Here is a 14,696-nt window from a genome sequence, read left to right on the forward strand (position 1 = left end):
CTGGATATAAAAGGCTGCCTTTGGTGGCCTTTTTAATTTCCTTTATCTAAAAAGAAATACAGAACAATCATTTTAGAAGATGTTTTTCCACGATTTACAGGAACATGAGGAATCCGTCCATCAAAGAAAATCGAATCTCCCTCTTTCAAAAGAACTTCTTCGTCTCCAATAATATAATGGCACTCTCCTGTTAGAATATATTTAAATTCATAAGCATCGGTTTCTACTTTATTGCGTTTAGAGCCTGGTTGTACTTCTAAAAAGACAGCTTCAAAACCAATAGAAGAAAGTTGTTTGCCAAAAATGTATTTATAGCTAAATCCAATTGCATCATCCTCTTTTTCGATGACACTGTACTCAGCAGCTCTGGTGACTAAAAATGTAAAATTAGCCTGGCGGGGCATCCCATTAAAAAAAGCAGGAATCTCTATGTCGAGTGCATTGATAATATTTAACAAAACAGGTAAAGAAGGTATGGTTCTTCCGTTTTCAATTCGGGAAATAAGCCCATTGCTAACCCCTGCTTTAGTGGCAATATCATTAATGGTTTTTTTATCGCTTTTACGAATTTCTTTTAGACGTTTACCGATACCTATTAAATAATCTTCCATTGGCTTGTAAATAGCAAATAATAGTACAACAACAATATTCTTAAAAGATAAGACAAAGAAAATGTTTCTGATTGTAATATCAGGGAAATAACAAGTATTATTTAACAAATTTATGCTCCCTGACACACTACATGTAGTGTTTTTAGGATTTACTATGTTCTTTATCAGAAGAATAAATATGTTGTAACATGATATTTATCATATTTTTTCTAAAACGCAATACTTTTATTAGCGATGTGAATTCTCAATGGATATACATACTCATCTATTTGCACTTTCTCATTAAGAGAAACCCAGAATAAGGTTTGCCTAACCTTAGACCTATTTATTTCATATTAATCATTTTTAGCATTATAACTTATGCCTAGATATCATTCATTGGGAGAGATCCCTCATAAAAGACATATCACTTTTAACAACCCTAAAGGAGGGTTGTATCAAGAAGAATTATTCGGAACAGCAGGTTTTGCAGGAATGTCATCACTTATCTATCATTTGTATCCTCCTACAGTAGTATCAGAGATTAAAAGAGGTAAAGATATCACTCCAAAAATAGCTATCGATAAAAACATGAAAGCAATGAGTTTTCAGGGGTTTTCTCTTCCGAAAGGAGAAGAGTTTCTGGAAAGCAGAAAAATACTATTTACCAATAATGATCTAAAGATCGGTTTGGCTGCTCCCAGAACATTTTCGCAAGATTATTTTTATAGAAATAGTGATGCAGACGAAATGCTATTTATTCACGTGGGTTCGGGGACATTAAAAACAATGTATGGAAATATTCCTTTTAAATATGGAGATTATTTGATCATACCAAGAGGAACAACCTATCAGATAGAATTTGATACCGAAATCAATAGAATATTATTTATCGAATCAGCAAGTGCAATAGAATCACCTAAACGTTATAGAAATAATTACGGACAGTTTTTAGAACATTCTCCGTTTTGTGAACGTGATTTTAGATTACCACAAAATTTAGAAACGCATGATGAGCAGGGGGAGTTTAAAATCATTTCTAAAAAACAAGATGTACTTTGGGAGTATACCTATGCCAATCATCCTTTTGATGTAATTGGTTGGGATGGTTTTAATTATCCATTTGCGTTTTCAATTTTTGATTTTGAACCGATAACAGGGCGTATACATCTACCACCACCAATACATCAGCAATGGGAAGCTGCAGGATTTGTGGTCTGTTCTTTTGTGCCAAGATTATATGATTACCACCCTAAAGCAGTTCCTGCACCATATCATCACAGTAATATTGATTCTGAAGAACTACTGTATTATGTAGATGGTGATTTTATGAGTAGAAATAATATCCAAAAAGGACAAATTACACTACATCCGGGAGGTATTCCTCATGGGCCTCATCCAGGAGCAATAGAACGAAGCGTTGGTAAAAAATCAACAGAAGAACTTGCAGTTATGATAGACCCTTTTAATCCTATTATGATTACAGAAGAAGCAATGAATTTACAAGTAGATGATTATTATAAATCCTGGAAAACCGAATAGGTTTTTCACTTAAAAACTTAAAGACATGCCAGATTTAAAAAATATAGAAAACTATAAATATAGCTTAGAGAAAATATTTCCTGAAGCCGAAGATTTTTTACCACTTTTAGGAACAGACTACGTAGAATATTATGTTGGCAATGCAAAACAGGCAGCTCATTTTTATAAAACGGCACTTGGATTTCAATCCTTGGCTTATGCCGGTTTAGAGACAGGCCTAAAAGACAGAACATCCTATGTTGTGGTACAAGATAAAATACGTTTGGTTTTTACCACACCAATGCCAGGCGGAGAAAGTAAAGAACTATATGATCATATTCAAAAACATGGTGATGGAGTTAAAGTTATTGCACTATGGGTCGAAGATGCCCGTAAATCCTGGGAAGAAACTACAAAAAGAGGTGCAAAATCTTATTTTGAACCAAGAGTAGAAAAAGATGAAGACGGAGAAGTAGTGCGATCAGGAATACACACTTATGGAGATACAGTACATGTTTTTGTTGAACGTAAAAACTACATGGGAACATTTCTTCCGAAGTTCGAAAAATGGGAATCTCACTACAAACCAACAAGTTGCGGTTTAAAATATATTGATCATATGGTAGGTAATGTAGATTGGGGTCAAATGAATGTTTGGGCAAAATTCTATAACGAAGTAATGGGATTTGCAAACCTGATTACCTTTGATGATAAAGATATTTCTACAGAGTATACGGCTTTAATGAGTAAAGTAATGACCAATGGAAATGGTAGAATTAAGTTTCCTATAAATGAACCCGCCGAAGGTAAAAAGAAATCCCAAATTGAGGAATATATAGATTTTTATGGCGGAGCAGGATGTCAGCATATCGCTGTTGCTACAGATGATATTGTATTTACGGTTAGTGAAATGAAAAAACGAGGAGTAGAATTTCTATATGTACCAGGAACGTATTATGATACCGTTGGTGATCGTGTGGGAGAAATAGCAGAAGATATGAAACTCCTCAAAAAGCATGGGATTATGGTAGATAGAGATGATGAAGGGTATTTGCTTCAGATTTTTACGAAACCATTGACTGATAGACCCACATTGTTTTTTGAAATTATTCAACGCAAAGGGGCGCAATCTTTTGGGAAAGGAAATTTTAAAGCTCTTTTTGAATCTATAGAAGCAGAACAGGCAAGACGAGGAACATTATAGCAATGTACTAATAGAAAGAATAGGCTGCCCTTTAAAGAAACGTTACATTATTAAAGATAGGAGGGGTTATACCATCTTTGTCGTAATAATCTTTACTGGGCAGGCTTTTTGAGCCTGCACGCAATCATCATAAATAGTATTGTCAGGAGATTTCAGGGTGTGGAACCCTTTTTTGTCTGTAGCATGTAGTAGTACTGTTTTTCCATCCTTTTTAGACATTTGAAATTGCGTGGGAGCCATTTCTACGCAATAATTACAACCAATACATTTTTCGCGTTGCAGAGTTACTACTACCATTATTCCTGAACAATTTTATAAAGTTTATCAGAAGGGCGTATTCTAAAATTGGTAGGGATAGTACACGAATCTCCTTTTTGTGCAATATCTAATCGCTCATCGTTTACCATCATCTCTTTGAGTTCAAACTCTTCTACTCCTGTTGTAGGACCTGTAATTAAAATGGTATCACCTAGTTTAATATCATAAGCTTCAATTTTAAACTCTGCGATGCTGGGTTTAGGGAAAAAATGAACACCTTTGCCGATATATACTTTCTTTTGTGTGGCTTTGGATCCAGAAACATCACTCCATTCTCCTAATTTTTGTCCTAAGTAATACCCGCTCCAAAAGCCTCTGTTATACACTTTTTCTAATTCTTTCATCCAATGATCAACTTTGGTTTTAGTAAAGTCTTCATTAGCACAGGCATCTATGGCTTCGCGATAGGTCTTAATTACTTTGGCTACATATTCGGGGGCTCGCCCACGACCTTCAATCTTTAATACTTTGGCCCCGGTGTCTATAACCTGATCTAAGAAATCTAAGGTGCATAAGTCTTTTGGAGACATGATATACTCATTATCCAATTCCATTTCAAAACCAGTTTCCTGGTCAACAACACTGTATTTTTTTCTACAATTTTGTTTACAGGCACCACGGTTGGCAGAGGAGTTATGCGAATGCAAGCTTAGGTAGCACTTACCAGATACAGCCATACAAAGTGCTCCATGGCCAAAAATTTCAATCTCAACTAATCTCCCCGAAGGGCCTTTAATTTGTTCTTTCTCTATCTGATCACAAATTTTCTTTACCTGTCGTAAACTTAATTCACGACTCATTACCATAGTGTCTGCAAAAAGAGAATAGAACTTTACCGTTTCAATATTGGTGATATTGATTTGAGTAGAAATATGAACTTCCATATCGATCTGTCTGGCATAGGCTATAACGGCCTGATCCATCGCAATTACAGCAGTTAGATTTGCTGCTTTGGCAGCATCTAATAGCGTTTTTATAATCGATAAATCGTGATCATAGATTATGGTATTAAGTGTAAGGTAAGTACGTACATTTTTTTCGGTACAGCGACGCGCTATTTCAGGTAAATCGGCAATCGTAAAATTTATGCTGGCTCTGGCCCGCATATTTAGTTGATCTACGCCAAAATAAACAGAATCTGCTCCATTATCAATGGCAGCTTGTAGAGATTCAAAATTACCAGCTGGTGCCATTAATTCCATTGTTCCTGTAGGGGTCATATTTTGTTCATTAATTCAAGTACAAAAGTACATTATTTTTTACCTTTTTTGACGTGAAAATTGATGTGAAAATTGATGTGAAAATTGATGTGAAAATTGATGTGAAAATTGATGTGAAAATTGATGTGCTAAGTGTACTTATTTTCAAAACGCAAATGTATGCTATTTGCTGAATAAAAATGATATTTAAAATCATTCTTTTTTATGTTTTTTGTAGAGGTAATATGTTGATTTATAAGTGTATGAAAACAACCTTTTTTGAAGCCAGGAAAGCCTGATTCGAGCAATGATAAAAGTCATATTTAGCCCTTTTTCTTGTAGATATTTTTGTTACATAATTCAAAATTCTTTCAAGATGAAAAATGTAATAATTACTGTATTGGTTGTACTGTTAGGAGTGACTAATTTTGCGTATGCACAAGAAAAATCAAATGACAATACTGATTTTAGCAAATGGCAAATCAGATTAAGAGGAATCGTTGTATCACCAGATGAAAGTGCTACAATAGAAGCTATAGGAGGAGATGTGGATATTTCTACAGCTGTTGTTCCAGAATTAGATATCACTTATTTCTTTACCGAAAACTGGTCTGCAGAGTTAATTTTGGCAACTACAAAACATGATGTGAAAGCTGTAGGTACTGCTGCAGGAAACATAGATTTAGGTGATGTGTGGTTATTACCACCTACTTTACTAGGACAATACCATTTTACTGGAGGTAAATTTGTTCCTTATATTGGTGCTGGTGTTAATCTAACCCTTTTTTATGGAGTAGATGAAGGACCGGTGGCCGATGATATAGATTATGATACTGCTGTAGGTTTTGCTTTTCAAGGTGGTTTTGATTTTATGTTAAACGACAAATGGTTTATAAATGTAGATGTCAAAAAAGTATTTTTAAGTACAGACGCTACGGTTAACGCAACAACCGCTTTGGGAGCTACTGTAGGTGCAGATGTAGATATTAATCCATGGATATTTGGAGCAGGAGTGGGTATTAAATTGTAAATAGATATAAGTTATATACTGTAAAAACCGCTTAACAGATTCGTTAAGCGGTTTTTTGATTGGCTATACTACTCAAATAAATTAATTGTTTTTATTTTCCTAACATCAATAGCTCATTACAAACTACCTCTGTGATATATCGTTTTTGGCCTTCGTTATCCTCATAACTTCGAGAAGTAAGTTTGCCCTGGATAGCTATCTCTTGCCCTTTGTTTACATATTTATCTACAATATCGGCAATTTTACCCCAGGCGACGATATTATGCCATTGGGTATCTGTGATTTTATCTCCTTGTTTGTTATAATAGTGATCATTTGTTGCAATAGAGAATTTAACCAGTTTTTTACCGGATTCCAGATTTACAGTTTCTGGTTCTTGTCCTAAGTTTCCAATCAACTGTACTTTGTTTTTTAGCGTGTTCATAATTTTAATTTTTTCGTGTTAAACAGTTAATACCTATCAAATCAGAGAAGAACTTTTATGGTTTAAGAAAAGCTTACTTCAATTCGACAATGCAAACTTATAATAGGACCATAACCATATTCGGTTAGGAAGTGTTTATTTTCGTTTGTAATCGTTTGTAGTCGTTTAAAAATGATTAATAATATTGATTATCAGGGCTTATTAGGAATTAGAATAATTAGTGTTTTTGTTGTGAAAAAGTCTATTTTAGTACAATACTATAAGTAGACACTATAGATGTGTTTTATTTATGTATTGGAAAGATTAAATGAACTCTTGAATTTTAAAATAAAACTTACCATTGATATTAATAGCCCTTCTTAATATTGCAATATTCCAGGGAGTTGTCTTGGGAATAATTATTTTAAAATCTCCTATATTCAAAAGTAAGGCGAATAAATATTTGGCCTACGCCATTTTTTCAATTTCAATTTCTCTACTAAATTTCGTTCTTGATGATATTGGAGTATATACTAATATTCCATTACTAAGCTTTATCGACACAATAGATTCGGGGTTTCTTTTTCCTGTTTTTATTTTTTTATATGTTGCTCATCAAATTGATCGTCCGATTAAAAAAAACAGAACAATAATATGGTTATTTCTGCCCTATTTGTATTCTACAATTTTAGATGTTTTTGAGGAGCTTACTATAATTACTGATCTTGATACTCCTTATAATTTCGTTCTACTTTTCTTAAATATCATACAAATTCTAACAATACTTTTTTTCATACCGGGCATTTTAATTTACGCTTTTGTTCTTATTAGTTATTCGAAAAATACTCAGGAAAAAAGATGGCTTACTCATTTATGGTTGTTAACCGTACTATTATTTGGATCTTGGATTTTGACTATACTTTCTGGTATTATTTTAGAACATGATATTACACCTATCATGAAAATTCTTACTGTAGTTGTTGCATTCTTAATACATTGGGTGAGCTATTTTGGTATTTTTAAATTTAGACTAGCAAAAGACCAGGAAGAAATTAGAGCATTAATACATAAACGAAAAAACGATAGTACTGCAGACGTTGTTGCCGATCTTAAACTATCTAAAATACATGAGGCAAAAAAAGCAGAATCTTTTACTAAAGAACATTCCTATTTCAAAAAGCTAGAAGACCTTTGTACAAATCATCACATTTATAGAGATAGTACATTAGACAGAGATAAAGTAGCAGAAATGCTTGGTATTAGCACTGGTTATGTTTCTCAGCTTGTAAATACAGCTACAGGAGATAATTTTACTACTTATATTAATCATTACCGTGTTGAGGCGGTCAAAGAGTTAATTCTCAATTCTGAGTTCGATAACTATAGTCTTTTGGCAATCGGACTAGAATGTGGTTTTTCTTCAAAATCAACTTTTCATAATGCTTTCAAAAAAATAGCAGGCACTACACCAAATGCTTATCGAAAGAAGTATAAATAAGTACGAATTTGTTCAAATTTAAGGTTTCAATACCTTAAATATGCTTAGTACATATACGTTTGCCACAGAAATCAATTAAATACTAAAATGAATTTAAAACAATATCTAATTATTGCAATTGGTCTTTTCTGTAGTATGCCTATACATACTCAGACTACCGAAAAATATATGGCAAAAAAACTATTATTAACTACTTTATTTAGTTTTAGATAAAATGAAAATACATACTATTATTTTTCTGCTTGTAGCTACTATGCATCTTCAAGCCCAGAATCAAATCAGTGGTGCTTCTTTTCTAGATAGAACAGAATTTAAAATTGGGTATTATGGAAATATTGCTTGGGATAACGGACTTACTATTGGTACCGAATATGTATGGAAAGAATACATAAATATCAAAGAAAGAAAGAGAGGCCAAAAGATCATTACACATCAATTTTTGTTTAATGGAAACCTTGGTTATTCTACAAACTTCTCAACACAAACAGATAATGGACTATCTACTTATTATGGGCTTATCTGGCGAAGAACGAATCCCAAAGGCAAACAATATAATGTAGAGTTAAATCCACTTGGATACTATCGATCATTTTTACCCGAAACATATGAAGTAAAAGGAGATCGTGTTTCTAAAGTTTCCCTGCCTGGCAGAGGTTATTATGCTCCTTCTATTGCTGTTGGGATAGGGAAACTTCGTAAAGGGAAAAAACGTTCGGGTTGGTATTTAAACCTTCAATTAACCCTACGAACCAATTATAATGCCGGAACATTACCCGTTTTATCATTGCACTACGGTCATCGGTTTAATTTTAAAAGAAAAAGATAATGAAAAAAATAATTCTTAGTAAGGTAAAAATAGCAGTGTTAATAGTAATAGTTTTAAATGTTTTCTCCTGTTCAAAAGACGATGATAACATTAATGACTTAGGCGAAACCATTTTTGTAAGGCATAAAAATGCGGATATGGCTGCGTATATTCATGGCAATGCGTCTGAAAAAGTATTTCTAATCATACTACATGGTGGTCCCGGTGGATCCGGATGGCAGTATAGAAAAAACACCATTAAAAGTAAAATTGAAAAAAACAATGCTGTTGTTTATTTTGATCAACGTGGCTCTGGCAACTCGCAGGGGAGTTATTCTGAAGCAGATGTGAGTGTGGATATTATGGCAGAAGATGTGTTGGCCCTGGTAAAGGTGTTAAAAGCTAAGTATGGTGATGACTCTCGATTCTTTTTAATGGGACATAGCTGGGGAGGGACTTTGGGACCTGCTACTTTATTAAAAAATCAGGAAGATTTTTTAGGGTGGATCGATGTAGACGGTGCTCATGATCCTAAAGGATCTTACAACGAATATAAAATAGCTTTAAAGAAGATGGCAGATGAGCAGGTTGCTTTAGGAAATAATATTGATTATTGGAAAGCTGTACTTGATCTAGTAAAAAATGTAGGCCCGGATTATAATGAGGATGATTTTTATAAAATGAACAGAGAAGCGTATAGAGCAGAAGAGAAACTTGCTGATGACAAGGTGATTAACAAACCAATATCAGATGATAATGGTTCACAATATAATTTCTTTACAAATACTTGGAATGCTAACAGAATACAGTCTATTTTGGTTAAAAAAGGACTTTTTCAGAAGGTGTCATTTACCAATAGATTGCATGAAATTACCATACCATCACTAGTACTTTGGGGTAAATATGACATTGGTGTTCCTACGGTATATGCCCAGGAAGCTTATGACAATTTAGGGTCTAATCAAAAAGAACTCTTCATTTTTGAAAAATCAGCACATAGCCCTATGGATACAGAACCAGATCTTTTTGCCGAAAAAGTAATTGATTTTATCAATTTGCATAAATAGTGAGATAGCGAGTATACGATCTAGTAGTACAGATCTCAAGGTTAACTCCTAAAATAATGAAGAACCATCTTTTGTTCTTTCCTTTAACTAGTAGTAGAAATTTTAGAGTACATTTGAGTTAAAACTTTTTATCATTGAACTCATCTCAGGAAAAACAAATGAAAATATCGATAAGAAAAGTAACATTAAGTGAGCTAGATGCCATCTACAAAATTGAAGAAAAAATATTTTCCCCGATGAATTATCCTCTATTTGTGATTAGGCAGTATTATGATTTATTTTCGGATTATTTTTTGGTAGCCGAAAATGAAGAAAAAGAAATAGCAGGATATATTCTTGGAGGAATTAATCCTAAAGAGAAAGATGGCTGGATACTCGCTTTGGCAACCGAAAAAAGGTTTAGAAAACAAGGAATAGGCTTAAAATTAATTTCGACCGTTATAAAGAAAATTAATGAGTTGGATATTACCAGTATTCTTTTGACTACAGAACCTAATACTCCTGCAGTTGATTTTTATAAAAAATTAGGATTCGAAATTATAAAGAATGAATCAAACTATTTTGGAGATCATTCAGGACGAGTTCTAATGCAATTGAATCAAAAGTTAGATGTGTAAGATTTATAACCGAGCATGTAGTAATGCTTTGTTGTAACTATGGTAGCTATTAGGTTCAGAAATCAATAAAAAACATAGACTAAAAATGAAAACAAAATTAAGTTTAGTCATCTTTTTCTTTTGTAGTGTTCTTTGTCTTTCTCAGAACAATGGTACAATAGCAAAAGCATATGTTTCTAGTAGGAATCAAGAAATCCACCCTTCTACTATTGAGAAAATGATGGGAGTTAAAATTTCTGATTATCAAGGAAGCTATAGTTTTGGAGAATCGGAAGGAGAGTCTGTATTAGGGATAATATATAGTAACGGAAAACTTTTTGCCCGTTCATCATATACTGATTTTAAAAATGATTTGGGATTAAGATATGAAAGAGATCCAATCGAATATTTAAACGGTAAAATAAAAATAGGAAAAACTTTTTTTGAATTATTTCAGTGTGTTGAAACTACATCTTTTACTCTTAACAAAGGAACGAAAGGTTTAGTTTTACACTTTTTTGAGAACGAAGACGGTAAAAAATATCATTATATGCAGTTTAGTCCTGATTACCCAGAATCAATTAAGTTAAAAGGAAAATACCCTGAAGCTAGTTTTGTGAAATTGTCTATTGAAGACCTAAACTCTTATTCAAAAAATGATTTAAAAATTATACGAAATGAAATTTTTGCCAGAAAAGGCTATATTTTTAGAGAAGGAGGAGAAATGGAAAAATATTTCTCGCAGCAGATTTGGTATAAGAGATTAAAAAATAGAACAAATAACATTAAGCTAAGCGATATAGAAAAACAAAATGTAGATTTAATCTTAAAATTAGAAAAAAAGTGAAATCTATAACAAATTATTAAAAACTTTTTAAAGATATAATTGATCATTAGAAAAGTATATTAACTTTATACAACCATATACTTATAAGCTAAGACGAAGTAGTAATTAAGCAGTAACATAAAACTATAAAAATGGAATCACCAAGTAGCATTACCATCAATGGATATAATCATGTTTCTTACCATTCTGATGTTTTCCCTGAAGAAGAACTGGTTTTAAAAAGTAAATCATTTTATGAGTGGTTAGATAAAAGAAGATCGGTAAGAGATTTTTCTGATAAACATGTTCCCAAAGAAGTTATTGAAAACCTTATCAAAAGCGCCTCTACGGCTCCGTCCGGAGCTCATAAACAACCCTGGACATTTTGTGCTATTTCTAACCCAGCTTTAAAAACCCAAATTCGTAAAGAAGCAGAAATCGAAGAAAAAATAAACTACGAAAACAGAATGAGTGAACGCTGGAAAAAGGATCTGGAGCCTCTAGCTACCGATATGAATAAACCTTTTTTAGAAGTTGCTCCCTGGTTGATTATTGCGTTCAAAAAAGCTTATGAATTCGAAGAAAATGGTGAGAAACATAATAATTATTATGTAAATGAATCTATAGGAATAGCATGTGGGATGTTAATCTCTGCAATTCATAATGCTGGGTTGGTGACATTAACTCATACACCTAGCCCCATGAATTTTTTGACAAATATCCTTAAAAGACCAGCTAACGAAAGAGCCTTTTTGTTACTCCCGGTTGGGTATCCCAAATTTCCTACTTATGTGCCAGATTTAAAAAGAAAAGGATTGGATGAAATGACTGTCTTTTATGAATAAAATTAAAATAATCTAAAGTAGAAGTACTTTTTATTGAGCAAAAATTAGATTATTTCGTAATCTATACTGTACATCTATGCATTGGTTTTTTCGAAAACACAATAATTTCTGGATTGATCTTTACAATAATACCCTGAATTATTCTTCTTTTTAATTTTTTCGCCCACAGGCGGAAACCCTAAAAAAGTTAACATGTTTTCAATATTCGATAAATCATTGACCGAAGTATGATTAAAAGAAATATGAGAATAATCACTATGAACATATACCTCCGAAATGTTTTGAATCTGCAATAGTTTCTTTTTTAGAGTTATAGCACAATTGTTACATTTTAGATTTTGAATAGGAATTGTATTTCTAAACACCATAACCATTATATTAAAATACTCGTGATAAATTAAATCCAAAGAAAAAATCTCCGTCACTCCAATCACCAGATCCCTGGCTTAAGAATCCACTTGCATTCATAGGTTGAGCATTGGTAAAGTGTAACTGAAATACATGTCCGCCAGTTTCTAAATCAAATCCTATAGAAAGCGGGTTTTTAAATGGAGAATTGCTGGCTCTGTTAAGATGAAGTCCATAATCAATATTAACAGACCACCTTTTGGTAAGTTTATGTCGCCCGCCAATTCCTATAACATATTGCGTATTATTCTGATCACTAATTCTTACCATGTTCTCATGTAAAAGTGTAGGCATTAACTGTAGTGAGAGGTTTTTGTTAAATTTTCTGGCAATTAATAACTGCGATACATAGGCTAGTCGATGCTTAAACTCGAGACCAGGTAAATTTTCTTTGTCCAGATCGGTGTTTGCAGTTACACTATGGTAACCTACTATGGTAAAGGGGAAACTGTTCTTTTTTTGTCGTAACAATCGATATTTCAGAGAAGCTTCGTATGTTTTCTGAAATGAACTACGAGATACACCAACTTGTATTTTATTACTGATACCATATATAAAATTTAACCGGGTAACAGCCTGGTCTAACCCAAAAAAATCTTCAATTCCCGATTTAACAGAACCAAATCTATGAGAAACGACTAAATAAAATAACCCTCTGTCGGCTAGTTTGGTAGATTCGAAATTCACAATTTTTAATCCTTTAAAAACAGCACTTGCATATTGATTGTCATCTTTTTCAGTAGTAATTCCCTGAAGTAAATCATCTTGTGAGAATGATAGTAGAGGAATTAAAAACAATAGAAATATTTTTTTCATAATAATACATTTATTGGGAACTTATAACTGTGCCCTGATCTATTTTTAATTGTTCTAAGAGGTCATCAAACCCGACATATCTTCCTTTGATTGTTACTTTTTTGTTGATTTTTAAGGCTGTTGGATCTCTTTCTAAAGTCACCGATATTTTTTGATCCAAAACAATATGATTAGACGCTATTGCAGTAATCAAACCTTGTAATTCTACTGCTTTGTCAAGATGAATCGCATTGAAAACTACTTTGTCTTTAATAAATGCAGCATAGAATTCAATAGCGGTAGTGTTGGTGTCAACTTTTTCGGTATGTATGGTTCTATGCTCTTTATACATATAGCTTAGCAAAACAATACTTATAGCTGTTATAAATGCCAGAACAAGAAGGATAAAGTTTTTGGTTTTCATTGTTGTTGTAATTTAAAATCAACGAACACCTTTACTTGTTTGGCTATTTTATTCCTTACGATTTTCGGAATAGAGATATCAAAATCCTGAGGAGCAACCACAAAGTCCCCACGCATAGAGATGTATTTATCTTTTTTTGATATATATAGTATCGATTCAATACTTTTTTCTTTACCACGTAGTTTAAGTTGTCCGTCGACTTTAAATTCTTTTTCCTGTTCGGATAATTCAAAAAAATTAAAAGCTATAATTTTTCCTCTAAAAATAGCTTTAGAGTGGGTGTCTGATTCGATATAATTTTCATTAAAATGCTCTTCCATTAATGCATTTCTAAATCTAAATTCTTTTACCAAAGCCAATGAGGCTATTTCACCAGTGTTTATATTTAGAATTGCTGTAACAGATGTGTTTTTTGCCTTAACAGGCTCAAATGTTTTTTCAGAAGCCTCAAAAACAATAGTTCCTTCTTTTTCTATATATTTTTCTTGAGAAAGAGAAATACCAGGGATCAAAAAGCAAAATATGGTTATGAATATTTTCATATGTTTATAGTATTGTTTTAGAAGTCACATAGAACTCGCCAAATAATCATTTTTGGTGTGTGTCAAAAATTTTGTCATGGCTTGTTTCATTATTCTAATAATCCATCTTTAATCCATTGACCAATGTCATCTATTGTTGCTTGTGGTAATCTTCCTGAAGGTGGCATAGCTGCAGATTCCCCTGTTTGTTTTGAGACAGCATTAAGTATAGCAGAAGCCTGGCCACTAACATTTTGAAAAGTGATTAAAGGAAAAGGGGCTCCATTTACAGGAGGGTTTGCATGACACCCTATACAATTAGAATCAATTATACTTTTGATATTGGCAGTATACGTAAGTTTTTCACCCATAGGAGGAGGTGGGGGTGGTGCAATATCATCTTCGTTGTCACTAGAACAACTATATCCTATGATTACTATAATCACAACCAGAACCTTGTTGATGTTTGAGATTGATTTCATAACTTGTGTGTTTGGTTTATACTTATTTTAAATTTTGTCTTATGCTTTTGTGTTTTGATAATTTTTTTGAAAAAAGGTTACAAAATCATGTAACTTTTTTATAAGTAAGATCTCTATAGAGAAAAAGTAGTTTGAGATAGTGATAAAAAAGAATAATCCTATAT

17 protein-coding genes are annotated in these 14,696 nt (G+C 32.7%); 9 read left to right on the forward strand and 8 right to left on the reverse strand.

The window, feature by feature from the left end:
* Window positions 1-32: 32 nt before the first annotated feature.
* The gene (locus ATO12_RS13010) at window positions 33-611 is read right to left on the reverse strand and encodes a helix-turn-helix domain-containing protein (protein ID WP_034242499.1); all 579 of its coding nucleotides are present in this window, start codon (window positions 609-611) and stop codon (window positions 33-35) included.
* A 360-nt stretch (window positions 612-971) separates the two neighbouring features.
* On the opposite strand from ATO12_RS13010, the gene ATO12_RS13015 reads away from it, so the two are divergent.
* Window positions 972-2,132: a homogentisate 1,2-dioxygenase gene (locus ATO12_RS13015; RefSeq protein WP_034242500.1), complete on the forward strand. Its 1,161-nt coding sequence runs from the start codon at window positions 972-974 to the stop codon at window positions 2,130-2,132.
* 25 nt (window positions 2,133-2,157) lie between these two features.
* Window positions 2,158-3,315, forward strand: coding sequence for a 4-hydroxyphenylpyruvate dioxygenase (hppD, locus tag ATO12_RS13020; protein WP_034242502.1), 1,158 nt, complete (start codon window positions 2,158-2,160; stop codon window positions 3,313-3,315).
* 66 nt (window positions 3,316-3,381) lie between these two features.
* Here hppD and ATO12_RS13025 read toward each other — a convergent pair whose 3' ends face one another.
* The gene (locus tag ATO12_RS13025; RefSeq protein WP_024771809.1) at window positions 3,382-3,612 is read right to left on the reverse strand and encodes a ferredoxin; all 231 of its coding nucleotides are present in this window, start codon (window positions 3,610-3,612) and stop codon (window positions 3,382-3,384) included.
* Entirely contained in the window at window positions 3,612-4,853 is a 1,242-nt protein-coding gene (locus ATO12_RS13030) for a peptidase U32 family protein (protein ID WP_034242503.1), read from the reverse strand. The genes ATO12_RS13025 and ATO12_RS13030 overlap by 1 nt, the downstream gene beginning before the upstream one ends.
* A gap of 355 nt (window positions 4,854-5,208) precedes the next feature.
* On the opposite strand from ATO12_RS13030, the gene ATO12_RS13035 reads away from it, so the two are divergent.
* Window positions 5,209-5,862, forward strand: a complete 654-nt coding sequence (locus ATO12_RS13035) for an OmpW/AlkL family protein (RefSeq protein WP_034242504.1) — start codon at window positions 5,209-5,211, stop codon at window positions 5,860-5,862.
* A gap of 91 nt (window positions 5,863-5,953) precedes the next feature.
* On the opposite strand, the gene ATO12_RS13040 is transcribed toward ATO12_RS13035, so the two are convergent.
* Window positions 5,954-6,286: a single-stranded DNA-binding protein gene (locus tag ATO12_RS13040; RefSeq protein WP_034242505.1), complete on the reverse strand. Its 333-nt coding sequence runs from the start codon at window positions 6,284-6,286 to the stop codon at window positions 5,954-5,956.
* Window positions 6,287-6,626: 340 nt separating this feature from the next.
* Between ATO12_RS13040 and ATO12_RS13045 the strand changes: the two genes are divergently transcribed.
* The 6 genes from ATO12_RS13045 to ATO12_RS13070 all read left to right on the forward strand — a co-directional run bounded on the left by ATO12_RS13045 (window position 6,627) and on the right by ATO12_RS13070 (window position 11,902).
* The gene (locus ATO12_RS13045; RefSeq protein ID WP_034242506.1) at window positions 6,627-7,763 is read left to right on the forward strand and encodes a helix-turn-helix domain-containing protein; all 1,137 of its coding nucleotides are present in this window, start codon (window positions 6,627-6,629) and stop codon (window positions 7,761-7,763) included.
* A 214-nt stretch (window positions 7,764-7,977) separates the two neighbouring features.
* Complete coding sequence (locus ATO12_RS13050) at window positions 7,978-8,589, forward strand: hypothetical protein (RefSeq protein ID WP_034242507.1); 612 nt, start codon at window positions 7,978-7,980, stop codon at window positions 8,587-8,589.
* Window positions 8,589-9,635 (forward strand): alpha/beta fold hydrolase, encoded by a 1,047-nt coding sequence (locus tag ATO12_RS13055; protein WP_034242508.1) that lies wholly within the window; start codon window positions 8,589-8,591, stop codon window positions 9,633-9,635. The genes ATO12_RS13050 and ATO12_RS13055 overlap by 1 nt, the downstream gene beginning before the upstream one ends.
* 134 nt (window positions 9,636-9,769) lie before the next feature.
* On the forward strand, window positions 9,770-10,252 hold the full coding sequence (locus tag ATO12_RS13060) for a GNAT family N-acetyltransferase (protein ID WP_131248832.1): 483 nt from the start codon (window positions 9,770-9,772) through the stop codon (window positions 10,250-10,252).
* Window positions 10,253-10,337: 85 nt separating this feature from the next.
* Entirely contained in the window at window positions 10,338-11,078 is a 741-nt protein-coding gene (locus tag ATO12_RS13065) for a YARHG domain-containing protein (RefSeq protein ID WP_034242510.1), read from the forward strand.
* A gap of 131 nt (window positions 11,079-11,209) precedes the next feature.
* On the forward strand, window positions 11,210-11,902 hold the full coding sequence (locus tag ATO12_RS13070; RefSeq protein WP_034242511.1) for a nitroreductase family protein: 693 nt from the start codon (window positions 11,210-11,212) through the stop codon (window positions 11,900-11,902).
* A gap of 378 nt (window positions 11,903-12,280) precedes the next feature.
* Here ATO12_RS13070 and ATO12_RS13080 read toward each other — a convergent pair whose 3' ends face one another.
* The 4 genes from ATO12_RS13080 to ATO12_RS13095 all read right to left on the reverse strand — a co-directional run bounded on the left by ATO12_RS13080 (window position 12,281) and on the right by ATO12_RS13095 (window position 14,532).
* Window positions 12,281-13,126 carry a DUF5777 family beta-barrel protein gene (locus tag ATO12_RS13080; protein WP_034242514.1) on the reverse strand — a complete coding sequence of 282 codons (846 nt, stop codon included), beginning with the start codon at window positions 13,124-13,126 and terminating at the stop codon, window positions 12,281-12,283.
* A 10-nt stretch (window positions 13,127-13,136) separates the two neighbouring features.
* On the reverse strand, window positions 13,137-13,529 hold the full coding sequence (locus ATO12_RS13085; RefSeq protein ID WP_034242515.1) for a hypothetical protein: 393 nt from the start codon (window positions 13,527-13,529) through the stop codon (window positions 13,137-13,139).
* Window positions 13,526-14,071: a YceI family protein gene (locus ATO12_RS13090; protein ID WP_034242517.1), complete on the reverse strand. Its 546-nt coding sequence runs from the start codon at window positions 14,069-14,071 to the stop codon at window positions 13,526-13,528. Before ATO12_RS13090 ends, ATO12_RS13085 begins: the two co-directional genes overlap by 4 nt.
* Window positions 14,072-14,160: 89 nt before the next feature.
* Window positions 14,161-14,532 (reverse strand): cytochrome c, encoded by a 372-nt coding sequence (locus ATO12_RS13095; RefSeq protein WP_051575812.1) that lies wholly within the window; start codon window positions 14,530-14,532, stop codon window positions 14,161-14,163.
* Window positions 14,533-14,696: the final 164 nt, after the last annotated feature.

The sequence above is a fragment of the Aquimarina atlantica genome (assembly GCF_000626715.1).
Classification (GTDB): Bacteria; Bacteroidota; Bacteroidia; order Flavobacteriales; family Flavobacteriaceae; genus Aquimarina; species Aquimarina atlantica.